The following is a 23,312-nucleotide window of genomic DNA, read 5'->3' on the forward strand; positions in this document are numbered from 1 at the left end:
GCATGTTCCGATCGCAAAAGCGGTCCTCACTTCTGCGGAACGTGCTCTACAACGCAGCGAATGCGTTGATTTTGTGATCGCGCCTCCAGTTGATCACAATTCGACGCTCGGGGTCAGGCTACCGTCAACTCAAAATCTGAACGAATCGTTGGTCGCCCGTGCTGTGCGCAGTGCTCAATCGCCCTGCTCCGCCAGCGCGAAGGAGATCGCGGTGACCGGATCGAGCCGGGCGATCACCGGCCCGACCGTCGGCGCGAGCACGCCGCCGCAGAGGCTGCCGGTGGTGATGATCTGGCCGGCCTCGAGCGGGCCGAGCGGCCCTTCGGCCGGGCGGTTGGCCCAGGCGAGCGCCGTGACCAGCGGGTCGCCATTGGCATGCAGCGCCTGGCGCTCGTAGAGCACGTCGCCGTCGAGCTCGACCGTGCAGGTCAGCGCCGGAACGTCGTCGAAGATGCTGAACGGAACCTCCGGGCCGATCAGATAACCGCCATGGCCCATGGCGTCGGCGAGCCAGAGCGGGAACGGCACATTGGTCCAGTCGGCGATGCGGCTCTCGACGATCTCGATGCCGACGAGCGCGGCGTCGCAATGGTCGATCAGCTCCGCGCGCGTGTAGGGCCGGCCGGGGCGCAGCGGCATGTCGCGGCCGAGCCGGATGGCGAGCTCGATCTCGACGCGAAGCTCGGCGCCGTGCACGCCGCGATAGGTGTCGCCCGATCTGAGATAGGGCCCGGGCATCAGCCCCGCCATCGGCCGGCCGCCTTCGCCGATCGAGACTTTCCAGCCGGCCCGCGGATAACCCATCGCGCGGTTGACCTCGGCCTGGGCGGCGAAGCCGGCGTCGACATCGGCCGGCACGGGCAAGCTCGCGATGTCGACCAGCCTGTGGCCGCGGCGGGCGCCGACGAAGGCGCCGGCAAGAGTTTCGGTCGTCGCAGCCATGGTCGTCTCGTCCCCGTCCCGGCGGAACCCCGCCGCCTCATCTCCTCTGGCTACAGCATCGCCCGGCTTCCGGAAACCCGGAGATCGCGCCGCCGGTCATCGCCGACGGCGCATGCCCTGCCCTGGTCTCATTTCCGGCTGGCGAGAACGACGCCGAGCACGGCGACGGCCATGCCGGCGAGCTGAATCGGGCTCAGGGTCTCGCCGAAGAGCAGAAAGGCCTCGACCGCAACCGCCGGCGGCACGAGATAGAGGAAGGTCGCGAGGCGCGAGACCTGGCCGCGGCGGATCAGGACGAGATAAAGCCCGATCCCGCCGAGCGAGAGCGCCAGCACCGACCAGGCCAGAACCAGCGCCATGGTCAGGTTCCAGTCGATCCGCATCGGCTCGAGCAGCCAGGCGAAAGGCAGCGTGAACAGGAAGGCGGCGATGTACTGCACCGCCGTCACCGTGCGCAGGTCGCCCTCGACGATGCGCGCCTTCTGCCAGAACGAGCCGAAGGTGACGGCGAACATGCCGACGATGTTGACCAGCACCGGCAGCAGCACCGCCCGCAGCGCCTCGGGCGCGACGCCGACCAGCTTCGGCTCCAGCACCAGCGCGATGCCGACGAAGCCGCAGAGGATGCCGAGCCAGCGGACCGCCGAGATGCGCTCGCCCAGGATCAACGGGGCGAACAGCGCGGTCAGCACCGGCTGCAAGCCGGCGATCAGGCCGGACACGCCGGCCGGCAGGCCATGGCGCACCGCCCACCAGACGCCGCCGAGATAGATCGCGTGGAGGAGGATGCCGGCGACGGCGCAGTCGACGATCGCCCGCCGCGTCTTCGGCCAGGGGGCGCCGAGGGCAAGAGCGAGCGCCGCGAGCGCGAGGCCGGCGCAGGCGAAGCGGACCGACAGGAAGGTCAGCGCGTCGGAATGGCGCGCCGAATAGCCGGCGACGATCCAGCCGCTCGACCAGAGCAGGACGAAGAGCGCCGGCGACAGGCGCAGGAAGAGCGGGGAATCGAACATGATGGCGGCTTTCAGGTGCCTGATAGGCCGGATGACGGGGCTTGTCGCCGCATATGGGCGCCGTGGCGGCATGTTTGACACGCGTCCTTCCCTTCTCCCGCAAGGGGAGAGGGGACCCGACTTGCCAGCTCCGGCACGACCGCCAAAGATCACCGCCCCGTCCCTTCCGAGACATCCATGTCGCTGCGCTCAGTCCCCGCCCTCGCCTTCGAGCGCTTCATCGTCCATGACGGCTGGGCGATCGCCAGCCACATCGCGCTCTCGGTGCTGATGTCGCTGTTCCCCTTCCTGATCCTCGTCACCGCGCTCGGCGGCCTGTTCGGCTCGCAGGCCGCCGCCGACGAAGCGGCGCAGTTGCTGCTCGAGGCCTGGCCGCGCGAGGTGGCGGAACCGATCGCGCGCGAGATCCGCTCGGTGCTGACCGCGGTGCGCAGGGACGCGCTGACGCTGGGCGCGATCCTGGCGCTGTATTTCTCCTCCTCCGGGGTCGAGGCGGTGCGGATCGGGCTCAACCGCGCCTACGAGGCCTATGAATGGCGCTCCTGGTGGCGCACCCGGCTGGAATCGATCGTCTATGTCGTCGGCGGCGCCGCCTTCATGCTGGCCTTCTCGCTGCTGGTCGTGCTCGGCCCGCTGATCTGGCGCGGCCTGGTCGGCTTCGCGCCGGCCCTCGCCCCGCTCGGCTTCCTGCTCGCCTTCCTGCGCATCGCGGGGGCGACCGTGCTGGTCGTGCTCGCGCTCAGCGTCGCGCACAAGCTGCTGCCGGCCCGCGCCCCGCATATCGGCGCGATGTGGCCCGGCATCCTGACGACGCTGGCGGCCTGGCTGATCGGCGGCGTCGCCTTCGGCTGGTATCTCGATTCCTTCGCCGGCGCCTATGTCACCACCTATGCCGGCCTCGCCACCGCGATGATCGCGCTCGTCTTCCTGTACTGGCTCGCGGCGATCTTCCTCTACGGCGCCGAGCTCAACGCCGCGATCGCGCTGGTCAGGGCGCCGGGAAAATCGCCCGGCGACGTGCTGAGCTCGCTCTGAGCCCGGGCGGGAGCCGGCGCGGAGAGGTCAGCCCTCCAGCGCCTCGACCACGTCCTCATAGGTGCGCAAGCCGGTGCGCGGCGCGTAGACCAGCACGGCCATATTCCCCGGCGCGTGCTCGTTCTTCCACATCTTGTGGTGGGCGAGCGGGATCTTGTCCCAGGGGAAGACCTCGGACATGCAGGGATCGACCCGGCGGTCGAGCACGAACTGGTTGGCGGCGCTCGCCTGCTTGAGATGGGCGAAATGCGAGCCCTGCACGCGCTTCTGCCGCATCCAGACATAGCGGGCGTCGAAGGTGATGTTGAAGCCGGAGGTTCCGGCGCAGAAGACGATCATGCCGCCGCGCTTGGCGACGAGGCAGGAGACCGGGAAGGTCGCCTCGCCGGGATGCTCGAAGACGATGTCGACATCCTTCTTGCCGGTGATGTCCCAGATCGCCTTGCCGAACTTGCGCGCCTCCCTGGTCCACTCGCCATATTCCGGCGAGTTGACCTTGGGCATCTGGCCCCAGCAGTTGAAGTCCTTGCGGTTGATCACGCCCTTGGCGCCGAGGCCGAGCACGTAATCGCGCTTGCTCTCGTCGGAGATGACGCCGATGGCGTTGGCGCCGGAGGCGGCGCAGAGCTGGACGCCGAAGACGCCGAGGCCGCCGGAGGCGCCCCAGATCAGCACGTTGTCGCCCGGCTTGATCGTATGCGGGGCGTGGCCGAACAGCATGCGATAGGCGGTCGCGAGCGTCAGCGTGTAGCAGGCCGATTCCTCCCAGGAGAGGTGCTTCGGCTTCAGCATCAGCTGGCGCGACTGCACCCGGCAGAACTGGGCGAAGGAGCCGTCCGGCGTCTCATAGCCCCAGATGCGCTGGCTCGCCGAGAACATCGGGTCGCCGCCATTGCACTCCTCGTCGTCGCCATCGTCCTGGTTGCAGTGGACGATGACCTCGTCGCCGACCTTCCAGCGCTTCACCTTGGAGCCGACCGCCCAGACGATGCCGGAGGCGTCGGAACCGGCGATGTGGTGCGGGGCCTTGTGCACGTCGAAGGGCGATATGGGCTGGCCGAGGCCGGCCCAGATGCCGTTGTAGTTGACGCCGCCGGCCATCACGAGAAGCAGCACCTCCTCCTCGCCGATCGACCAGGTGGGGACGACCTCGACCTTGAAGCTGTCCTGCGGCGGGCCGTGGCGCTCACGGCGGATCGTCCAGGCGTACATGTTGGCCGGGACATGGCCGAGCGGCGGCAACTCGCCGAGCTCGTAGAGATCCTTCAATGCGGGCTTCGCGACCTGCTGGAGCTGTGCCATCCGATCTCTCCCTAAGATCCGATGGTGCGGGGACGCCCGAACCATCACGACCGTTTCTCTGGTCCAGGGCGGGCTCGTGCGAAAAGCGGTTCCCGCCTTGTTCGCACCCCGGCCTGTCGCCACGCCTGTGGTCCGGCGGCGTTGTCGGCATGATGCAGGCCATTGCTGCGCTGCGCCATACGCCTATCGAATTATGCCGCAGCGCAAAAAACAAGGGGGAGGCCGACAAGTTCCCGCACCGCTTGCCTCACATCGGCGCTGCGGCGATACCACCGCAATGGAGACGATCCGGGAGCTTCACGGCACGACGGTGCTGATCTGCGCGCAGGACGGCCCGCCGCTCGCCAGCGAGCGCGACGCCAACGACGTTCTCGGCGCTGCCTGGGCGGAAGGCGCCGAGATGGCGGCGATCCCGGTCGGGCGGCTCGATCCCGCCTTCTTCCAGCTCGCCACGCGGCTGGCCGGCGAGATCGCGCAGAAATTCGTCAACTACCGCATCCGCCTCGCCATCGTCGGCGACATCTCGGCCCAGTGCGCACGGAGCAAGGCGCTGCGCGACTTCGTCCATGAGAGCAATCAGGGGCAGGCACTCTGGTTCGTCGACGATCTCGCCGCGCTCGAGGCCCGGCTCGCGGGCTGAAAGGCGATCAGGCCGAACGTCCCGCCGCCAGCATGTAGTTGACGTCGAGATCGCGCGAGAGCGACCAGCGATCGGCGAGCGGATTATAGGCGACGCCCTCGCGGGCGAAGACCGACAGCCCGCCGGCCTCGATCGCCGCCTCGAGCTCGGCCGGCGTGACGAACTTCTCCCAATCATGCGTGCCGCGCGGCAGCCAGCGCAGGATGTATTCGGCGCCGACGATGGCGAGCGCATAGGATTTCAGCGTGCGGTTGAGCGTCGCCATGACCAGCAGCCCGCCCGGCTTCACCGCCGCGCAGCAGGACGCGACGAAGGCCTCGACATCGGTGACGTGCTCGACCACCTCCATGGCGAGCACGATGTCGAAGCGCGCTCCGGAGGCGACGACCGCCTCGATCGTCTCCTCGCGATAATCGACCGCGACCCCGGCCTTCTGCGCATGGGCGCGGGCGACGGCGATATTGGTCGCGGCCGGGTCGAGCCCGGTCACCTGCGCGCCCAGGCGCGCCAGCGGCTCGGAAAGCACCCCGCCGCCACAGCCGATGTCGACGATGCTGAGATCCTTCAGCGCCGCGAGCGATTTCGGATCGCGACCGAAGCGCTCGCAGGCGAGGTCGCGGATGAAGGCGAGCCGCACCGGATTGAACTTGTGCAGCACCGCCATCGGCCCTTTCGGGTCCCACCAGCTCCTCGCCAGCGCGTCGAAGCGCGCGACCTCGGCCGGGTCGATGGTGGAACTTCCGCGTGCCGCTGCCGTCATCGCCTTTGATATCCCGTTTACGCGTGTCTCGAACGCGGCCGCATTGACACTTTCGGTGCTGCCCGTCATCTACACCCGCCCTTCGCCTGGCGCGAGGGCGCTATTCGTCCCGGCCCGGCGCCGGGGCCCGTTGCTGAGAGCTCTTGGACGTCATGGCCCGTCTGGTGATGAAATTCGGCGGCACGTCGGTCGCCACTGTCGAGCGCATCAAGAACGCGGCCCGTCACGTCAAACGTGAGTACGACGCCGGCCATGAGGTCGCGGTCGTGGTCTCGGCGATGTCGGGCAAGACCAACGAGCTCGTCGCCTGGTGCAAGGAGGCGTCCTCCGTCTACGACCAGGCCGAATACGACACCGTGGTCGCCTCGGGCGAGCAGGTCACCTCCGGCCTGATGGCGATCGTGCTGCAGGAGATGGGCATGCCCGCGCGCTCCTGGCAGGGCTGGCAGATCCCGCTCTACGGCTCGGACGCGCACGGCTCGGCCCGCATCGAGGGCGTCGACGGCGCCGGCATCCTCGCCGGCTTCGACCGCAACCGCGAGATCGCCGTCTGCTCCGGCTTCCAGGGCGTGAATCCGCGCACGCAGCGCATCGTCACCCTCGGCCGCGGCGGCTCGGACACCAGCGCGGTCGCGCTCGCCGCCGGGCTCAAGGCCGATCGCTGCGATATCTATACCGACGTCGACGGCGTCTATACGACCGACCCGCGCGTGGTGCCGAAGGCGCGGCGCATGGACAAGGTCTCGTTCGAGGAGATGCTGGAAATGGCCTCCCTCGGCTCGAAGGTGCTGCAGGTGCGCTCGGTCGAGATCGCCATGGTGCAGCGCGTGCCGACCTATGTGCGCTCCTCCTTCGACGACCCGGACAACCCCAATCCAGGCACCCTCATCTGCGACGAGGACGACATCGTGGAACAGCAGATCGTCACCGGCATCGCGTTCTCGCGCGACGAAGCCCAGATCACGCTCCGGCGCGTGGCCGACAAGCCGGGCGTCGCCGCGGCGATCTTCGGGCCGCTGGCCGACGCCAACATCAATGTCGACATGATCATCCAGGTCGTCTCCGACGACCAGGCGACCACCGACATCACCTTCACCGTGCCGACTGCCGATTACGAGCGCGCCAAGGCGCTGCTCGAATCCAAGCACGACACCATCGCCTACCAGGACATCCAGGGCGCGACCGACGTGGTGAAGATCTCGGCGATCGGCGTCGGCATGAGGAGCCATGCCGGCGTCGCGGCGCGCGCCTTCCGGGCGCTGGCCGAGAAGGGCATCAACATCCGCGCCATCACCACCTCCGAGATCAAGTTCTCGGTGCTGATCGACGCCGCCTATACCGAGCTCGCGGTCCGCACCCTGCACTCGCTCTACGGGCTCGACGCGGCCTGATCCCATGGCGGGCGCTCGGGTCTCTGCCCCGCCGGCGCCGCCATATGACCACGAAATGACCCGATCGCCTCCAGGCTCCGATCCCATTCCTGGTGTCGCATCGCCCCTTCATCCGCAACCGATGGAAGGACACGCGATGCGCATGACCCTGATCGCCGCCGCCGGCGCCACTCTCCTGGCCGGCGCCGCCAGCGCCCAGGCGCCGTCGACCGAGCGCCCCCGGAGCCAGCCGCCGGCCTCCTCGCAGGAAGCCCCGGCGAACGCACCGACGATCACCTCCGTCAAGGTCGTCGAGATCGACGAGCTGCCGGAGGCGACCAGGGCGCAGGTCAACCAGCTGGTGGCGACCCGGACCGCGGACGAGCTGGAGAAGCTTCGCCAGGCGGTCGAGAAGGCGCCGGCGGTGAAGTCGGCCGTCGAGGCGAAGGGCCTCTCCGCGCGCGACGTCGTGCTGGCCCAGGTGAGCAACGAGGGCGAATTGACGATCGTCGCGAGGAAGGCCGGCTGACGAGCCGCGGAGCGGCGCGGTCGACAGCCTACGACCAGAACGGCGTCGCTCCCTCGAACTTCCGCCAGCGCACCTTGAGCTCGCGGCCGGCCTCGACGGCCTGCCGACACTGCCAGCCGTGCACGGCGCCGGCGGCGAAATGCAGCTCCGCCCCGGCCGTGCCGCCCCGCAGTTCGGCGAGAAGATGCTGCGTCGTCGCCGCGTCGTTGGCGAGGCCGAGCGCTTCCTGCAGCCGGGCGAGCCGCGCGAGATATTTCCGCGCCGGCGCGCCGTCGAAGAGCGGCAGGAAGAACTCGGCCGTGTAGCGCAGCTTCTTCAGCGCCAGCCGCAGCTCGTGGCGAGCCCCGGCGTCCAGCCTGCCGAAGCCGCGCCCGCCCTTCAGCGCCTTGCGATGGACCCGTGCCAGCGCCCGCGCCGCGAAGTCGGCGGCCGGCCCGGCCAGCACCGCCATGGTTTCGCTGGCGAGACCGTTGCGCCAGCCGCGCCGCTGGATCAGGGCGCCGAGCGACAGGAGAAACCGGCTGGTCCGCGGATCGCCCAGGCAGTCCTGCACCGCGGCGTAGCTCGCGGCCTGGAACGGCTCGGCCGCCGTGCGGAGCACCGCCAGCCCCGCATCGTCGAGGCCGGCGGCCTCGATGTCGGGCACGGTCTGGGTGATGAAGACGTCCCAGTTGCGGGCCGGGCCGAGCACCTGGCCGAAGCGCTTCGCCTCCTGCGCGATCGGGACGAGCGCCGGCGAAGCGACCTCGCCCTTCAGCACCGAGAGCGCCGAGCGCAGGCGGCGCAGCGAGACGCGCATCTGATGGACGCTCTCGGGCCCGGACCGGAGCGCGACCGGCGCGAGATTGCCGAGCAACTGGCCGTGGATGCCGCCCAGGATCGCCGCGATCGCCGCGTCGGCATTGTCATGCGCGCCGATCTCGATCGGCTTCGCCTTCACCGCCCGAGGCGGGCGCGAGAAGGCGAGCCCATAGCCGCGCGCCGACTTGCTCCGCGTCTCGAGCCGCAGCGGCGCGATGTCGAGCAGAGCGAGCCCCAGCTCATAGAGCGCCGCCGCCTCGCCTTCCTTGAGCTCGAGCTCGATCTCGCTGACCGGCAGGCTGTTCTCGCCCGCCTCGATCGCACCCTCGTCGAAGGCGATCTCGATCAGCGCGCCGGCAAAGTCGAGCCGGCGAAGGCGCCGCCGGACTCGGGTGGCGAAGACGGGCGCGAGCTGCCCCGACGACAGGCCGGCGAGCGGCTCGCCGATCTCGGCGAGCGGCAGGAGGGCGAGATCGAGCGAGCCGTCCGGAAGCGCGACCTCCCATTCGTCACGGGCCAGAGGATCGCCCGAGCCGGAGCGCTTCACGGTCTGGACGTGACGCTTGCCGCTGCGGCGCACGCGCAGCGCGAGGCCGTTGCGGTCGAGCAGCCGGTCGGGCGTGTCGTAATAGACGGCATCGAGCCGGCGGGTGAGGCCGCGGTTGCGGGCATGGCGGGCGACCAGCTCGGAGCCGCGCAGAATCTCGAGCGCCTCCGGCGACACGGCCAGCTTCAGCTCGATCTCGCGTGGCGGCTGCTTCTGCGGCGCGGGAGGCGAGGCCTGACCCGGCTTGGCAACCTCCTCGCTCGGCACGGCGTCCAAGGCTCGTCTCCACTGGGCGGTGCGGAGCCATGACAGTAGCGTCGCCGGCGGCGCCTTGTCACCACTCCGCCCCGGGCACGGCCCGAGGCGGAGTGGCGCAGGGATCAGAGCGCCTGCCGGATCGCCGCCTCCACCGGCGAGCAGGCGCCGTCGGACCGGTCGAGGACGAGCGGCTCGCGCGGCAGCAGCGGCGGCTGGGCCAGGAAACGCGGCCTCGTGCCGCGATGCGGCTGCGCCGCGTGCACCAGGAAGGGGTGGCAGAGATAGGCCGTGCCGGCCGCCCCCGTCGCCAGCACCTCCTCGCGACCGGCGCTGCCGGCGAAACCGTCGGCCGCGAGATCGCGCAGCGACAGCCCCGCATCGCCCGCCGGGGCGAGCCGGCGGGCGATGTCGCGATGCGAGCCCGCCCGGATGCGCGTCGGCGCGTCGTCCGGTCCGACATCGGAGAACAGGAACAGCAGCAGCAGCGCCCGGCCCTTCGAGGCGAGATTGACGCGCCAGTTCATGAAGTCGGGATCGTCGAAGCCGAAGCTGACATCGACATGCCAGCCGGCATCGCCGGGGTCCTCCGGCGACGGAAAGCGCACCGGAAACGTGCCGATGGCGCGGCAGGGCAACCAGCGCCCGGCGCCGACGAGCTGGTCGAAGGCGCCGTGCAGACGCGGCGTGTTCGCCGCCGCGACGAAGGGCGCGTCGGTGTAGAGGCCGAGCCGGATCACCGGCTTCGTCCAGCTCGCGGGATCGTCCGGAGCGCAGCCGAGATCGCGCCAGAGGATGGCGCGCGCCTCCTCTGCGAGCGCGGGCGGGAAGGCATGGTCGAGCCGGACATAGCCGCGCTCGATGAAATGGGCGATCTGCGCGTCGTCGAGGACGCGCCCAGCGAATTGGTCGGGAGCCATTGACGAGTGTCTTTCGATAGCGGCCAGCCGAAGCGCCCGCGGGGCGGGCAGGCTGGCAAGGGACCTGCGGACGCGAGCTTTCGTCCGTTTGCAGGCCCGGGCGCGAAGCGCGCGTCAGGCCCGCAGGGAGGTCAGGCGAGATCGAAGACGGCGAACATCATCATGATGCCGGACTATCGCAGCCGCCAGCGGTGCGATCAAGCCCGCCGGCAGACGCCTGAGCCGAAAGGCGCGCTGGTCAAGCCGGGAGCGAGGCTGCCACGATAGGGAAACCCCGGATTCGGGCCCGGACACTGAATGCGGATCGCCATCCTCTCCGACATCCATGCCAATCGCGAGGCGTTCGAGGCGGTGCTGGCGGCCGTGCGCCGGCTGGCGCCGGACCGGCTGGTGCTGCTCGGAGACCTCGTCGGCTACGGCCCCGACCCCGGATTCTGCGTCGACGCGGCGCGAGAGCTCGTCGCCGCCGGCGCGATCTGCATCCGGGGCAATCATGACGAGGCGGCGGTGCACGGCCCCGCCGGAATGACGCCGAACGCCCATGAGGCGGCGCTGTGGACCAAGGCGCAGCTCGGCGCCGAACAGAGCGCCTTTCTCGACTCCCTGCCGCTGACGGCCGAGCTCGACGGCGTGCTCCTCGTCCATGCCAGCGCCCGCGATCCTGCCGCCTGGCACTATGTCCGCGACCTCCGCAGCGCCGCGGCCTGCCTCGCGGCGACCGAGGCCCGGATGGTGATCTGCGGCCACACCCATCTGCCGGCGATCTTCTACGCCAGGGCCGGGCGCGAGCCGGTGGCGTTCATCCCCCTGCGCGACGTTCCGGCGCCGCTCTCGGCCGCGCACCGGCATGTCGTCGTGGTCGGCGCCGTCGGCCAGCCCCGCGACGGCGACCCGGCCGCCTGCTTCGCGCTGCTCGACACGCGGGCGCGCGAGGTCACGATGATGCGCGTGCCCTACGACAGCCAGGAAACCGCAAGGAAGATCCGGGCGGCCGGCCTGCCGGACTGGCTCGGCCTGCGCCTGCAGATCGGGAGGTAGAGCATGCTGCGAAAAAGTGGCAACGGCTTTTCGCACCAAGCATGCTCTAAACGATTGGAATTGATCACGTTATCTGCATTTGGACGATCCCGTCCGAGTGCAGCGTGATCTAGGAGCGAGCGCATGGAACGGCTGCAGACCGGCTCGGTCATCGACGGCTTCACGCTCGGCGAGCGGCTGAAGGCCGGCGGCATGGCGATGCTCTGGCACGCCAGCCATCCCGATCACCCCGGCCCGCTGGTGCTGAAGATTCCGGTGCTCGACCCCGGCGCCGACGTCTCGGCCATCATCGGCTACGAGACCGAGGTGCTGATCCACAAGCGCCTGTCGGGCCCGCATGTGCCGCGCTTCGTCGCGGCGGGCGATCTCGCCGCCATCCCCTACATCGCCATGGGCCTCGTCGCCGGCGAGAGCCTGGCCGAGCGGATCAGGCAGGCGCCCCTGCCCGTCCCGGACGTCCAGCGCATCGGCATCGCGATCGCTGTGGCGCTGGCCGACCTGCACCGGCAGAACGTCGTCCATCTCGATCTCAAGCCGGAGAACGTGATCCTCGCCGGGGAGCGCGCGGTGCTGCTCGATTTCGGCCTCGCCCGCCATGCCGAGCTGCCGGACCTGCTCGGCGAGGAGAGTTCCGAGCCGATGGGGACGTCGGCCTATATCGCGCCCGAGCAGGTGCTGGGCGAGCGCTCGGACCCGGCGAGCGACCTGTTCGCGCTCGGTTGCCTGCTCTACCAGATGGCGACGGGCGAGGAACCGTTCGGCCGGCCGAAGACCGTGCCCGGCATGAAGCGGCGGCTCTACCACGCGCCCCGGCCCCTGCGCGCCGCCAATCCGCAGGCGCCCACCTGGCTCGAGGAGATCGTCGGGCGCTGCCTCGAGGTCGACCGCGGCCGGCGCTATGCCGACGCGACCAGGCTCGCCTTCGACCTGCGCCATCCCGAGCAGGTGGCGCTCGCGCGCAAGCGCCGGAGCACGCCGGAGCGCGGCCTGGGCAGGCGGCTGGTCGACCTGTTCCAGAAGCGCGAGGAGGCGCAGGTCACCGGCACGCCGACGGTGGCGCGGCGCAAGGCCGGGCCGTCGATGGTGCTGACGGCGGTCGATCTGTCCGAAGGCGCGGACGCGCTCGCCGCGGCGATCCTCGCCGAGACCGGCCGGCTGCTGGCCGCCCGCCCGGATTCCTCCCTCGCCTGCCTGACCGTGCTCAGGACCGAGATCATCGGCGAGACCAGGACCGTCGATGCCGAGGGGCGCTCGCTCTATATCGGCCGGCTGGTCGCGCTGAAGGACTGGGCGCGGCCGCTGCATCTGCCGGAGGACCGGGTCAGCTACCATGTCATCGAGGCGGTCAGCGCCGCCGAGGCGATCCTGCGCTATGCCGAGCACAACGACATCGACCATATCGTGCTCGGCGCCCGCTCCTCCTCGACGCTGCGCCGCCATCTCGGCAGCGTCTCGACCAAGGTCGTCGCCGAGGCGCATTGCTCGGTCTCGGTCGTCCGGGTGAAGGGCGGGGCGGAGGAGCGAGACAGATGACGAAAGCCAAGACCGACCCCGGCGAAGCGATGAGAGCCGCCGCATGTGACCGGATCATGGAAAAACGGCTTCGGAAGAAAGTCCTCCCGATCTGCGACGCGATCGCCTCTGGACAAGGCAACGCCGTGCCGGCCGATGAGGCCTGGGCGATGATCGTGGCTCACATGCGTCGCGCTGAGCCCCGCAGCGGGTGAGCCCTCCCCCGCGTGCGGTGGGGAGGGCTGGGGGGGCAGTGCCGCTCGGCGCTTCGCTGGAAAAAGGCGCGAGCCCTGCTTTCCGACCCCCCATCCCTAACCCTTCCCCACCGCAAGCGGGGGCAAGGGAAAGAGCCCGGCCGTCATGCGATTGCCCGCCATGCCGCAGCCGCGTTGACCTGCCCGCCCTCGCCTCCGAATATGCCGGCCATGCCGGCCGCCGCCTCCGCCCCGCCCGAATTCGATGTCGCCCGGCTGGACGCCTTCCTGCGCTCGGCCCTGCCCGGCCGCGCCGCGGGCCGCATGGCGATCGAGCGCATCGGCGGCGGCCAGTCGAACCCGACCTTCTTCGTCTCCTATGCGGAGGCCGGCACGCGGCTGGTGCTGCGCAAGAAGCCGCCGGGGCCGCTGTTGCCCTCGGCCCATGCGGTCGAGCGCGAATACCGCATCCTGAAGGCGCTCGCCGGCTCGGCCGTGCCGGTGCCGCCGGTGCTGCTGCTGCACGAGGCGGACGACGTCGTCGGCACGCCCTTCTACCTGATGGAGCGGCTGGAGGGCCGCGTCTTCCACGACACCGCCCTGCCCGGCGTGACGCCGCAGGACCGGCGGGCGATGTACTTCGCCATGGCCGAGGCGCTGGCCGCCCTGCACGGCTTCGACTGGCAGGGCGCCGGCCTGTCCGATTTCGGCAGGCCCGGCAATTACTATGCCCGCCAGCTGGCGCGCTGGGGCCGGCAATGGCGCGAGACCAGGACGCGCGAGATCCCGGCGATCGACCGGCTGATCGACTGGCTCGGCGCCCATCTCGACGAGACGCCGGACACCACCATCGTCCACGGCGATTTCCGGCTGGGCAACCTGATGTTCGCGCCGGGCGAGCCGAAGATCGTCGCCGTGCTCGACTGGGAGCTGTCGACGCTCGGCCATCCGCTCTCCGACGCCGCCTTCTCCTGCCTGCCCTGGCATTCGACGCCGGCGATGTATGCCGGCATCGTCGGGCTCGACCGCGAAGCGCTCGGCATCCCCTCGCAGGAGGAGTACATCGCCCGCTATTGCGCCGCCGCAGGCCGGGCCGAGGGCCCCGGCCGCTTCCACCTCGCTTTCTCGCTGTTCCGCTTTTCCGTCATCCTCGACGGCATCGCGGCGCGGGCGAAGGCCGGGAACGCGGCGGCGGAGAATGCGGTGGCGGTCGGCGCGATGGCGGAGAGTTTTGCGCAGCGGGCGGAAGCGCTGGTCGAGGCGTCACAGTGAAGGGCGCTGGGAACCGTTCTCCCATGTGGATTTCTCTGCGAAGCGCCGGTCGCCTTAGCTCCTCCCTTCCCCCTTGTGGGGAAGGGTATGGGGATGGGGGGCGAACGACTGGGTGCACGGCGGCTCGTAGAAACGGATCGGTTCACGTCCTGGCGAATTCGCCCCGACTTTGCGCCCCCCACCCCTGCCCCTCCCCACAAGGGGGAGGGGTTCCCCGACTGGCCTGGATCTGAGGAGAAGCACCATGGATTTCGCCTATTCGGCCAGGGTCGAGGAACTGCGCACCAAGGTGCAGGCCTTCATGGACGCCCATGTGCAGCCGGCCGACGCGGCCTGGAAGCACGAGGTCGAGGCCGGGCGCTATCCCTCGGCGCTGATCGACGGGCTCAAGGCCAAAGCGAAGGCGGAAGGGCTCTGGAACCTCTTCCTGCCGGCGCTCAAGGCCGACGAGCCCGGCACGCGCCTGAGCAATCTCGAATACGCCCCGCTCGCCGAGATCATGGGCCGGATCTTCTGGTCCTCGGAGGTGTTCAATTGCAGCGCCCCCGACACCGGCAACATGGAAATCCTGCACATGTTCGCGACGCCGGAGCAGCGCGAGCGCTGGCTGGACCCGCTGCTCAACGGCGAGATCCGCTCCTGCGTCGGCATCACCGAGCCGGGCGTCGCCTCCTCCGACCCGACCAACCTTCAGACCACCATCAGCCGCGACGGCGACCATTACGTCGTCAACGGCCGCAAATGGTGGACGACCGGGGCGCTGCACCCGAAGGTGAAGTTCTGCATCGTCATGGGCCTGTCCGATCCGCGGCCCGAGGCCGACCCGCACAAGCGCCACAGCATGATCATCGTGCCGATGGATTCACCCGGCCTGACGGTGATGCGCAACCTGCCGCTGCTGAACCATTATTCGATCGAGGGCCACACCGAGACCGACTTCAGCAATGTCCGCGTGCCGGCCGAAAACCTGCTCGGCGAGGAAGGCGCCGGCTTCGCGCTGGCGCAGGCGCGGCTCGGGCCGGGGCGCATCCATCATTGCATGCGCACGATCGGCCAATGCGAGGTCGCGCTCGAACTGATGGTCGAGCGCGCGCTGGAGCGCAAGGCCTTCGGCCGCAGCCTCTCCGACTACGCCAATGTCCAGGACTGGATCGCCGAGGGGCGCATGGAGATCGACCAGGCCCGCCTGCTCTGCCTGCGCGCCGCCTGGATGATGGACAGGCACGGCAACAAGGCCGCGCGCACCGAGGTCTCGGCGATCAAGGTCGTCGCGGCGCGCCTGCAGACCAGGATCGCCGACCGGGCGATGCAGGTCTTCGGCGCTAGCGGGCTCTCCAACGATACCCCCCTCGCCTTCATCTACAGCTGGGGCCGGGCCCTGCGCTTCATCGACGGGCCGGACGAGGTGCACTTACGCACCGTGGCGCGGGCGGAGATCAGGAAGCGGCGGGAGAGTGGAAGGAGTGCGTTTGCGGAGCAGGGGGTGCGGAGGCCGTGGGTGAAGGGGCTGGGGTAGGAGGTGGGGCTTTCAACTTCTCTTGGACAACGCATGTCCGCTCAAAGAGCGTGCGAACCTCTCCGCCTTTTCTAAACATGCTTAGGAGCACATAAAAGGTATCTCCAAAACAAGTTGGCGGGGCTGCAAAAGTGGATTCGGGTACACAAACGAGTGCGCAAACTTGGCCGCTTGGGGTCAAGGTCCGGCTACTAGGCAACACCGGAACCGAAGCGGTGTTTGACGTTCGGCCTGGTATTAACACGCTCGTCGGACCGAATGGCAGTGGCAAAACCCGCGCCTTGCGGGCGATCAAGACGGCGCTAGATGCCACCAACCGCATTGCGATTTATGGCCGCAAGACACACTTCCTTGCTGCCGGGCGCAGTAGTCCGCTTGAACATTACCGTGCCGCAGTTAACAGCCCCGGCGACTTCAACTCGCAAGAAGCGGCAGTTGGCCATATCAGCTACCGCAGTCAATGGTGGCAAATTGAAAGTATTACGGGCGGTCTACTCGTGCTCGATAGCCGGGCTGATCTACGACTGAAGGTCGAAGCCCGATTGCAGCAGTTGTTCGATAGAAGTGTTCAACTCGGTTGGTCGCAAAATGGCCTTACCGTCCGAATTACACCGGTCTCCGGCGGAACGTCCTACGCGGCCAACCACGAGGCGAGCGGAATTCTCCAACTCGTTGCGCTCCTCGCCGCCATTCACAACGAAGAAATCGGCGCACTATTGATCGACGAGCCGGAAATTTCGCTTCATCCCCAGCATCAGGCATTTTTGCTTGAAGAGATAGAAAAAGTCGCAGGCGACCCTTCCGACCCGACCCGTAAACTCATTGTAATCGCAACACATTCGGCTTCATTGCTACCACTTCGAAAGATCAGCGAGCTACCTAGGATCGCGTTCTTCAACTCAGCCTATCAGGCACCGGCGCAAGTTCCTGCTGAAGCCGATATCCTAAAGCGAACTAAGCTGGCAGCGCTGGTGGCGCGGCTGAGCACGACGCATCGTATGGCAATGTTTGCCGAACGCGTGCTTCTAGTCGAAGGACCGAGCGACGAAATCATTGTCACGCAACTCGCGCGTCATCTCAACCTGCGGCTACTGGCCCGGAATGCCCAAGTGCTTCCGGTTACAGGGAAAAATGAATTTTCTGAAGCGGCGAAGCTCTTCCGGTTGATGAACAAGCAAGTCGCGGTACTAGCAGATCTTGATGCACTTGCGGACGATAACAGTTTAGCATGTCATTTCAGTGATTTGCCGCAAGCCGCCGGAATAGCTGATCGGCTTGGCCGAACCAATCTTGCCGACTTGGATCACGATCTACGAAACGCTCTGACAAAATTCATGGCCGATCATCAAGCGGCCGTTGATACCGCCGCACAGACCTACCCTGATTGGTCGAGCAATGATGCGATGGCGCTTAGCAAACGCAGGGTTACATTGGCACGCATATTAACGAACCCAGAGAGTTTTAGTGCCGCGGCTGGAATCGAAGCCACTAGTCTACGCACGCGATTTGATGCGTTGCTCGATGCACTTTCTGAACTAGGGTGTTACTTCCTGCGCCGCGGTGCGATCGAGAACTATTATCATTCGGCGGCAGCAGACCGCGGCAAACCTGAGCTTGCTGCTGAGGAGGCCGCCAGTTTCGAAGCGGTAAGCGCTGGAGATTTGAGACGAAACTACACTGATGTACTTATAGCGCTTGACCGAATCGCACCCAATCAGCGCGTCGACGAAGACCTGTTGCTTCGACCTAAATTGGGGGCCGTTCTGACTGCGGCCTTTCTCGCCATGGATAACACGAGTTCGGACGATAAGCTCAACACGCTTGCCCGAACGACGATTGGTGCCGATGCCGATGTATTCAAGCTTTCAAACAAGTCAAAGGATAGCTTACGGATCGAGGTCGATATCGCTTCACCGCTGTTCCAACGCCAAGCCTTTCCTTTTGAGATTGGCCACGACGACAATCCCATCGCCGTTGCTCAAAGCAAGCTACCCGGCATCGGAAAAGAATAGGAATGGTGCGCGATAGAGACCGAAACGACGACGACCCGCCATGCACTCGGGCATGACAGGGCCGTCAACCAAGGCAGGTGCCGGCAGGATCGCGGCCGCCCGCCCCCGCCGGCCACACCCTAAGCCGCCTCCGCAACCTCCCCCTCCCCCTCCCCCTTCTCCTCCACCCCATGCTGCCGCAGCTTCCGGTTGCCCGAGAGCTTCCGCATCAGCACGTAGAACACCGGCGTCAGGAAGATGCCGAAGGCGGTGACGCCGATCATGCCGGCGAAGACCGCGATGCCCATGGCCTGGCGCATCTCGGCGCCCGCCCCGGTCGAGAGCACGAGCGGCACCACGCCCATGACGAAGGCGAGCGAGGTCATCAGGATCGGCCGCAGGCGCAGGCGGCTGGCCTCGATCGCGGCCGCGACCGGCGTCCTGCCCTGAAATTCGAGCTCGCGCGCGAATTCGACGATCAGGATGGCGTTCTTGGCCGATAGTCCGACCAGGACGACGAGGCCGATCTGGGTGAAGACGTTGTTGTCGCCGCCGCTCCACCAGACGCCGGCCATCGCCGCGAGCAGGCCCATCGGGATGATCAGCAGGATCGCGACCGGCAGGGTCAGGCTCTCGTACTGCGCCGCCAGCACCAGGAAGACGAGCAGGATCGCGACCGGGAAGACGATGACGGCGGAGTTGCCGGCGAGGATCTCCTGATAGGTCAGCTCGGTCCATTCGAAGGCGAAGCCCTTGGGCAGGGTCTCGGCGGCGATGCGGGTGACGGCGTCCTGCGCCTGGCCCGAGGAGAAGCCCGGGGCCGGGCCGGCGTTGATGTCGGCGCTGAGGAAGCCGTTATAGCGCATCGCGCGCTCCGGGCCTGAATCGGTGCGCACATTGAGCACGGCCGAGAGCGGCACCATCTCGCCCGAGGTCGAGCGCACCTTGAGCTTGCCGATATCCTCCTGATAGGCGCGGAACGGCGCGTCGGCCTGGACGCGCACCGTGTAGGTGCGGCCGAACTTGTTGAAGTCGTTCACATAGGACGAGCCGAGATAGATCTGCAGCGTCTCGAAGACGTCGGTGACGGGCACGCCGAGCTGGCGCGCCTTGGTGCGGTCGATGTCGGCATAGAGCTGCGGCACGTTGACCTGGAAGCTCGAGAACATGCCGGCGAGCTCGGGCGCCGCAGCGGCCTTGGCCATGAAGGCCTTGGTCGCCTCGTCGAGCGCCTTGTAGCCGAGGCCGGCGCGGTCTTCGATCTGCAGCTTGAAGCCGCCGATGGTGCCGAGGCCCTGGACGGGCGGCGGCGGGAACATCGCGATGAACGCCTCCTTGATGCCGGCGAACTCCTTGTTGAGCTGCATGGCGATGGCGTTGCCCGAGAGCGAGGGGTCCTTGCGCTGGTCGAAGGGCTTCAGGCCGACGAAGACGATGCCGGCATTGGAGGAGTTGGTGAAGCCGTTGATCGACAGGCCCGGGAAGGAGATCGCGTTCTCGACGCCGGGATGCTTCAGGGCGATCTCGTCCATCCTGCGGATGACGTCCTCGGTGCGGTCGAGCGTCGCCGCGTCGGGGAGCTGGGCGAAGCCGACGAGGTACTGCTTGTCCTGGCCGGGCACGAAGCCCGACGGCACGGTGCGGAAGAGCACGCCGGTCAGCGCCACGAGGCCGAGATAGATCACGATCATCACGGTCTTGCGGCCGAGGATGCGGCTGACGCCGGCGCCATAGGCCTGCGAGGAGCGGTTGAAGAAGCGGTTGAAGCCGCGGAAGAACCAGCCGAGCAGGCGGTCCATGAAGCGGGTCAGCGCATCCTTGGGCGCGTCGTGGCCGCGCAGCAGCAGCGCCGCGAGCGCCGGCGACAAGGTCAGCGAGTTGACCGCCGAGATCACCGTCGAGATCGCGATGGTCAGCGCGAACTGGCGGTAGAACTGGCCGGTCAGGCCGCTGATGAAGGCGAGCGGCACGAAGACGGCGACGAGGACGAGCGCGATCGCGATGATCGGGCCGGAGACCTCGCGCATCGCCTTGTAGGTCGCCTCGCGCGGCGAGAGCCCGTTCTCGATGTTGCGCTCGACATTCTCCACCACGACGATGGCGTCGTCGACGACGATGCCGATCGCCAGCACCAGGCCGAACAGCGAGAGCGCGTTGATCGAGAAGCCGAAGAGATACATCACCGCGAAGGTGCCGACGACCGAGATCGGCACGGCGACCAGCGGGATGATCGAGGCGCGCCAGGTCTGCAGGAAGACGATGACGACGAGCACGACCAGCGCGATCGCCTCCAACAGCGTGGTGACCACCGCCTTGATCGAGGCGCGGACGAACTGGGTGGTGTCGTAGACGATCGAATAGTCGACGCCCTCCGGCATGTTCTGCTTGATCTCGCGCATCGTCTCCTGGACCCGGTCGGCGATGGCGATGGCGTTCGAGTTCGGCGCCTGGAAGACCGGGACGGCGACGGCCGACTTGCCGTTGAGCAGCGAGCGCAGCGCGTAGTCGGCGGCGCCGAGCTCGATACGGGCGACATCCTTCAGCCTGACGACGGCGCCGCTCGGGGCGGTCTTGACGATGATCTCGCCGAACTCCTCCTCGCTGGCGAGGCGGCCCTGCGCGTTGACCGAGAGCTGCAGGTCGAGCCCCGGCCCGCTCGGCGAGGCGCCGATCACGCCGGCGGCGGCCTGGACGTTCTGGGCGCGGATCTCGCGGACGATGTCGGAGGGCGAGAGGCCGTGCTCGGCGGTCCTTTGCGGGTCGAGCCAGACGCGCATCGAATAGTCGCCCGAACCGAAGAGCTGGACCTGGCCGACGCCGTCGATGCGCGCCAGCCGGTCCTTGACGTTGAGGACGGCGTAGTTGCGCAGATAGGTCATGTCGTAGCGGCCGTTCGGCGAGGTGATGTGCACCACCATCGTCAGGTCCGGCGAGCTCTTGATGGTGGTGACGCCGAGGCGGCGCACCTCCTCGGGCAGGCGGGGTTCCGCCTGGGAGACGCGGTTCTGGACCAGCTGCTGGGCCTTGTCAGGGTCGGTGCCGAGCTTGAAGGTGACGTTCAGCGTCATCACGCCGTCGGTCGTCGCCTGGCTCGACATGTAGAGCATGCCCTCGACGCCGTTGATCTGCTCCTCGATCGGCGTCGCCACGGTCTCGGCGATGACGCGCGGATTGGCGCCGGGATATTGCGCGCGCACCACCACGGTCGGCGGCACGACCTCGGGATATTCCGAGATCGGCAGCGCGCGCAGCGCCAGGAGGCCGGCGAGGAAGATCAGGACGGAGAGGACGCCGGCGAAGATCGGCCGGTCGATGAAGAACTTCGAGAGGTTCATGGGGATGCCCCTTCAAGGCGGCTGCCCGCCGGCCCCGAAGCGGCCGGCGGGGCGGGAAACGGAATGTGAGAAACCGCCCCGTCATTCCGGGGCTTCGCGCAGCGAAGAGCCCGGAACCCAGAACCGATGCGCCTATTCGAGAAGCATCGGCTAAGGGGTCGTTCAACCCAGAGCCGGCATCGGTTCTGGGTTCCGGGCTCAGGCCTTCGGCCTGCCCCGGAATGACGGGAGAGGTTCAGCGCTGCGCGAGCTCGGTCTTCGGCTGCTTCAGCTCGGAGCGCTCGGCCATCGGCACCTGCTCGGGGGCCACGGTGGCGCCCGGGCGGATGCGCTGCAGGCCGTTGACGACGATCTGCTCGCCGGCCTGGAGCCCGCTGGTGACGATGCGCAGGCCCTGCGCGGCCGTGCCGAGCGTGACCTCGCGCCATTGCGCCTTGTGGTCCTTGCCGACGACGAAGACGAACTTCTTGTTCTGGTCGGTGCCGACGGCGCGCTCGTTGATGACCAGCGCCGGCTCGGACTTCGCCTGGCCCATGCGCAGGCGCACGAACTGGCCGGGCATCAGCGCGCCATCCCTGTTGTCGAAGATCGCGCGGACGCGGACCGTGCCGGTCGCGGCGTCGATGCCGTTATCGACGAAGTTGAGATGGCCGGAGACCGGCGCGGCCTCGTTGGTGGCGGTGGTCATCTGCACCGGGATACGCCGGAGGTCGCGCCGCCCTTCCGCCGGCAGGGTCGCGAGCGCCTTGAGCAGCGAGCCCTCGTCGGCGTTGAAGCCGGCATAGATCGGATCGACCGAGACCAGCGTGGTCAGCAGCGGCGCATTGGCGCCGGCGGCGACGAGATTGCCGACGGTGACCTCGAGGCGCCCGATGCGCCCGTCGATCGGGGCGCGGATCTGGGTGTAGTCGAGGTTCAGCCGCGCCGATTGCAGGGCGGCGCGGGCGGCGCTCTCGTTCGCCTGCGCCTCGCGCAGGGCGTTCAGCCGCGCATCGAGGTCGCGCTGCGAGACGTTCTGTGTCGACATCAGCTTCTGGCCGCGCTCATGCTCGGTCCGGGCGAGCGCGACGCGCGCCTCGGCGGCGAGCAATTGCGCCTGGGCCCGCTCGAACTCGGCCTGGTAGGGCGCCTGGTCGATGCTGACGAGCAGGTCGCCCTGCCTGACCAGCGCGCCCTGCGCGAAGTGCACCTGCTCGACCACGCCGGAGACGCGCGAGCGAATCTCGACGCGCTCGATCGCCTCGAGCCGGCCGGAGAACTCGGCCCAGCTGACCAGATCGCGCTGCTCGACGGTCGCGACCGATACCGGCGTCGCCGCCGCGGCGGCGGGGGCGGTATCGCCCTGCGCCTTGTCCGAGCCGTGGACGGCGACGGCCAGCGCCGCGAGCGAGACGCCGGCGGTGACGGCAACGCCCAACAGGGCATGACGCATCGTTCCCTGAATCATCGGGTCATTCCTTCAAGTGGATGTCGAAAGAGCGGGGCGAACGCGCGGCTAGGACGGCGCGGTCGCGGTGTAGAATTCGCTGATGTGATGACAGGCCGCGCACAGGCAGGTGCCGTCGCAGGGGCCTTCGGCGAAGGCCTCCGGCCAATGGCTCGGCCCGCGAACGACGCGGATGGTGGTGTCGACGCCGGCCGCCTTCAGCCGGCCGGCGTAGTTGATGCTCTCGTCGCGCAGCAGGTCGTCCTCGGCCGTGACGATCAGGGCCGGGGCGAGGCCGGAAAGCCTGACGGCATTGACCGGCGCCGCGTAGGGATGCGCCGCCTTCTCGGGCGAGCCGAGATAGGCATGCCAGCCATCGGCCCAGCGGCAGCCGACCGGCCCGGCCTCGGCCTTGCGGACGGAATAGGTGCCGAGGCAGGAATCGAGCATCGGCGAGAACAGGATCTGGCCGGCGAGCGGCGGGCCGTGCCGGTCGCGCGCCATCATGGCGAGCGCCGCGGCGAGGTTGCCGCCGGCCTCCTCGCCCGCCACATAGAGCGGCGCATGCCTGCCGACCCAGCGCGCCTTGTCGCGACCGATGCGCTCGAGCGCCGCATAGGCGGTCTCGAGCGCCTGCGGGAAGCGGTGCTCGGGCGCCAGCGGGTAGGGCAGCGAGATCACGATCGCGCCGGCCTCGGCCAGCGTGGTCGCGACCGCCTCGCCCGAGGCGAGCGAGCCGCTGTCGAACGTGCCGCCATGGAGGTGGACGACGAGGCCGGCCTCGTCGGGCACCGCCGCCGGCGCGTAGAGCCGGCCGGCGAGCGTCTCGCGCCCGGCCTGCACACTCTGATCGCGCCAGAAGACGGCGCGGCGATAGCGGCTTTCGGGGATGGACGGAGCGAGCATGGCTGTGA

General features: G+C 68.4%; 19 protein-coding genes. 10 read left to right on the forward strand and 9 right to left on the reverse strand.

What is annotated here, in order from left to right; genetic code table 11:
• Positions 1-174 precede the first annotated feature (174 nt).
• Together CS1GBM4_RS21355 and CS1GBM4_RS21360 are read right to left on the reverse strand one after the other, a co-directional pair.
• Positions 175-942, reverse strand: a complete 768-nt coding sequence (locus CS1GBM4_RS21355; RefSeq protein WP_186420775.1) for a fumarylacetoacetate hydrolase family protein — start codon at positions 940-942, stop codon at positions 175-177.
• 128 nt (positions 943-1,070) lie between these two features.
• The gene (locus tag CS1GBM4_RS21360; protein WP_186420776.1) at positions 1,071-1,955 is read right to left on the reverse strand and encodes a DMT family transporter; all 885 of its coding nucleotides are present in this window, start codon (positions 1,953-1,955) and stop codon (positions 1,071-1,073) included.
• A gap of 177 nt (positions 1,956-2,132) precedes the next feature.
• Between CS1GBM4_RS21360 and CS1GBM4_RS21365 the strand changes: the two genes are divergently transcribed.
• Entirely contained in the window at positions 2,133-2,990 is an 858-nt protein-coding gene (locus CS1GBM4_RS21365) for a YihY/virulence factor BrkB family protein (protein ID WP_186420777.1), read from the forward strand.
• A 27-nt stretch (positions 2,991-3,017) separates the two neighbouring features.
• Here the strand turns inward: CS1GBM4_RS21365 and ccrA are convergent, their stop codons facing one another.
• Positions 3,018-4,292, reverse strand: a complete 1,275-nt coding sequence (gene ccrA / locus CS1GBM4_RS21370; RefSeq protein ID WP_186420778.1) for a crotonyl-CoA carboxylase/reductase — start codon at positions 4,290-4,292, stop codon at positions 3,018-3,020.
• A gap of 277 nt (positions 4,293-4,569) precedes the next feature.
• Between ccrA and CS1GBM4_RS21375 the strand changes: the two genes are divergently transcribed.
• Positions 4,570-4,932, forward strand: coding sequence for a DUF4180 domain-containing protein (locus tag CS1GBM4_RS21375; protein WP_186420779.1), 363 nt, complete (start codon positions 4,570-4,572; stop codon positions 4,930-4,932).
• 7 nt (positions 4,933-4,939) lie between these two features.
• Here CS1GBM4_RS21375 and ubiG read toward each other — a convergent pair whose 3' ends face one another.
• A complete protein-coding gene (gene ubiG, locus CS1GBM4_RS21380; RefSeq protein WP_186420780.1) occupies positions 4,940-5,692 on the reverse strand; it encodes a bifunctional 2-polyprenyl-6-hydroxyphenol methylase/3-demethylubiquinol 3-O-methyltransferase UbiG in 753 nt (250 codons plus the stop codon).
• Between the two features lie 152 nt (positions 5,693-5,844).
• On the opposite strand from ubiG, the gene CS1GBM4_RS21385 reads away from it, so the two are divergent.
• Together CS1GBM4_RS21385 and CS1GBM4_RS21390 are read left to right on the forward strand one after the other, a co-directional pair.
• Positions 5,845-7,083, forward strand: a complete 1,239-nt coding sequence (locus CS1GBM4_RS21385) for an aspartate kinase (RefSeq protein WP_186420781.1) — start codon at positions 5,845-5,847, stop codon at positions 7,081-7,083.
• Between the two features lie 142 nt (positions 7,084-7,225).
• Positions 7,226-7,591 (forward strand): hypothetical protein, encoded by a 366-nt coding sequence (locus CS1GBM4_RS21390; RefSeq protein ID WP_244607333.1) that lies wholly within the window; start codon positions 7,226-7,228, stop codon positions 7,589-7,591.
• 28 nt (positions 7,592-7,619) lie between these two features.
• Here CS1GBM4_RS21390 and CS1GBM4_RS21395 read toward each other — a convergent pair whose 3' ends face one another.
• Positions 7,620-9,206 (reverse strand): CYTH and CHAD domain-containing protein, encoded by a 1,587-nt coding sequence (locus CS1GBM4_RS21395; protein WP_244607345.1) that lies wholly within the window; start codon positions 9,204-9,206, stop codon positions 7,620-7,622.
• A 113-nt stretch (positions 9,207-9,319) separates the two neighbouring features.
• Positions 9,320-10,114, reverse strand: coding sequence for a phytanoyl-CoA dioxygenase family protein (locus tag CS1GBM4_RS21400; RefSeq protein ID WP_186420784.1), 795 nt, complete (start codon positions 10,112-10,114; stop codon positions 9,320-9,322).
• 297 nt (positions 10,115-10,411) lie between these two features.
• Here CS1GBM4_RS21400 and CS1GBM4_RS21405 point away from each other — a divergent pair, with 297 nt between their 5' ends.
• The 6 genes from CS1GBM4_RS21405 to CS1GBM4_RS21430 all read left to right on the forward strand — a co-directional run bounded on the left by CS1GBM4_RS21405 (position 10,412) and on the right by CS1GBM4_RS21430 (position 17,658).
• Positions 10,412-11,152 (forward strand): metallophosphoesterase family protein, encoded by a 741-nt coding sequence (locus CS1GBM4_RS21405; protein ID WP_186420785.1) that lies wholly within the window; start codon positions 10,412-10,414, stop codon positions 11,150-11,152.
• Positions 11,153-11,275: 123 nt separating this feature from the next.
• Complete coding sequence (locus CS1GBM4_RS21410; protein ID WP_186420786.1) at positions 11,276-12,685, forward strand: bifunctional serine/threonine-protein kinase/universal stress protein; 1,410 nt, start codon at positions 11,276-11,278, stop codon at positions 12,683-12,685.
• A complete protein-coding gene (locus CS1GBM4_RS21415) occupies positions 12,682-12,879 on the forward strand; it encodes a hypothetical protein (RefSeq protein ID WP_186420787.1) in 198 nt (65 codons plus the stop codon). The genes CS1GBM4_RS21410 and CS1GBM4_RS21415 overlap by 4 nt, the downstream gene beginning before the upstream one ends.
• Before the next feature lie 210 nt (positions 12,880-13,089).
• Positions 13,090-14,130 (forward strand): phosphotransferase family protein, encoded by a 1,041-nt coding sequence (locus CS1GBM4_RS21420; protein WP_186420788.1) that lies wholly within the window; start codon positions 13,090-13,092, stop codon positions 14,128-14,130.
• Between the two features lie 244 nt (positions 14,131-14,374).
• Positions 14,375-15,646 carry an acyl-CoA dehydrogenase family protein gene (locus tag CS1GBM4_RS21425; protein ID WP_186420789.1) on the forward strand — a complete coding sequence of 424 codons (1,272 nt, stop codon included), beginning with the start codon at positions 14,375-14,377 and terminating at the stop codon, positions 15,644-15,646.
• Positions 15,647-15,777: 131 nt separating this feature from the next.
• Positions 15,778-17,658, forward strand: coding sequence for an AAA family ATPase (locus tag CS1GBM4_RS21430; protein WP_186420790.1), 1,881 nt, complete (start codon positions 15,778-15,780; stop codon positions 17,656-17,658).
• A gap of 119 nt (positions 17,659-17,777) precedes the next feature.
• On the opposite strand, the gene CS1GBM4_RS21435 is transcribed toward CS1GBM4_RS21430, so the two are convergent.
• The 3 genes from CS1GBM4_RS21435 to CS1GBM4_RS21445 all read right to left on the reverse strand — a co-directional run bounded on the left by CS1GBM4_RS21435 (position 17,778) and on the right by CS1GBM4_RS21445 (position 23,304).
• A complete protein-coding gene (locus tag CS1GBM4_RS21435; RefSeq protein ID WP_186420791.1) occupies positions 17,778-20,972 on the reverse strand; it encodes a multidrug efflux RND transporter permease subunit in 3,195 nt (1,064 codons plus the stop codon).
• Between the two features lie 235 nt (positions 20,973-21,207).
• A complete protein-coding gene (locus CS1GBM4_RS21440; protein WP_186420792.1) occupies positions 21,208-22,419 on the reverse strand; it encodes an efflux RND transporter periplasmic adaptor subunit in 1,212 nt (403 codons plus the stop codon).
• A 48-nt stretch (positions 22,420-22,467) separates the two neighbouring features.
• Positions 22,468-23,304, reverse strand: a complete 837-nt coding sequence (locus tag CS1GBM4_RS21445; RefSeq protein WP_186420793.1) for an alpha/beta hydrolase fold domain-containing protein — start codon at positions 23,302-23,304, stop codon at positions 22,468-22,470.
• Positions 23,305-23,312: the final 8 nt, after the last annotated feature.

This window comes from Allobosea sp. CS1GBMeth4, from assembly GCF_900185715.1.
Taxonomy (GTDB): Bacteria; Pseudomonadota; Alphaproteobacteria; order Rhizobiales; family Beijerinckiaceae; genus Allobosea.

What these genes read in the sequence shown, in the direction of transcription:
- CS1GBM4_RS21355 (WP_186420775.1), bottom strand. Translation starts at nt 942, where the DNA reads ATGGCTGCGACGACCGAAACTCTTGCCGGCGCCTTCGTCGGCGCCCGC.
- CS1GBM4_RS21360 (WP_186420776.1), bottom strand. Translation starts at nt 1,955, where the DNA reads ATGTTCGATTCCCCGCTCTTCCTGCGCCTGTCGCCGGCGCTCTTCGTC.
- CS1GBM4_RS21365 (WP_186420777.1), top strand. Translation starts at nt 2,133, where the DNA reads ATGTCGCTGCGCTCAGTCCCCGCCCTCGCCTTCGAGCGCTTCATCGTC.
- ccrA (WP_186420778.1), bottom strand. Translation starts at nt 4,292, where the DNA reads ATGGCACAGCTCCAGCAGGTCGCGAAGCCCGCATTGAAGGATCTCTAC.
- CS1GBM4_RS21375 (WP_186420779.1), top strand. Translation starts at nt 4,570, where the DNA reads ATGGAGACGATCCGGGAGCTTCACGGCACGACGGTGCTGATCTGCGCG.
- ubiG (WP_186420780.1), bottom strand. Translation starts at nt 5,692, where the DNA reads ATGACGGCAGCGGCACGCGGAAGTTCCACCATCGACCCGGCCGAGGTC.
- CS1GBM4_RS21385 (WP_186420781.1), top strand. Translation starts at nt 5,845, where the DNA reads ATGGCCCGTCTGGTGATGAAATTCGGCGGCACGTCGGTCGCCACTGTC.
- CS1GBM4_RS21390 (WP_244607333.1), top strand. Translation starts at nt 7,226, where the DNA reads ATGACCCTGATCGCCGCCGCCGGCGCCACTCTCCTGGCCGGCGCCGCC.
- CS1GBM4_RS21400 (WP_186420784.1), bottom strand. Translation starts at nt 10,114, where the DNA reads ATGGCTCCCGACCAATTCGCTGGGCGCGTCCTCGACGACGCGCAGATC.
- CS1GBM4_RS21405 (WP_186420785.1), top strand. Translation starts at nt 10,412, where the DNA reads ATGCGGATCGCCATCCTCTCCGACATCCATGCCAATCGCGAGGCGTTC.
- CS1GBM4_RS21410 (WP_186420786.1), top strand. Translation starts at nt 11,276, where the DNA reads ATGGAACGGCTGCAGACCGGCTCGGTCATCGACGGCTTCACGCTCGGC.
- CS1GBM4_RS21415 (WP_186420787.1), top strand. Translation starts at nt 12,682, where the DNA reads ATGACGAAAGCCAAGACCGACCCCGGCGAAGCGATGAGAGCCGCCGCA.
- CS1GBM4_RS21420 (WP_186420788.1), top strand. Translation starts at nt 13,090, where the DNA reads ATGCCGGCCGCCGCCTCCGCCCCGCCCGAATTCGATGTCGCCCGGCTG.
- CS1GBM4_RS21425 (WP_186420789.1), top strand. Translation starts at nt 14,375, where the DNA reads ATGGATTTCGCCTATTCGGCCAGGGTCGAGGAACTGCGCACCAAGGTG.
- CS1GBM4_RS21435 (WP_186420791.1), bottom strand. Translation starts at nt 20,972, where the DNA reads ATGAACCTCTCGAAGTTCTTCATCGACCGGCCGATCTTCGCCGGCGTC.
- CS1GBM4_RS21440 (WP_186420792.1), bottom strand. Translation starts at nt 22,419, where the DNA reads ATGATTCAGGGAACGATGCGTCATGCCCTGTTGGGCGTTGCCGTCACC.
- CS1GBM4_RS21445 (WP_186420793.1), bottom strand. Translation starts at nt 23,304, where the DNA reads ATGCTCGCTCCGTCCATCCCCGAAAGCCGCTATCGCCGCGCCGTCTTC.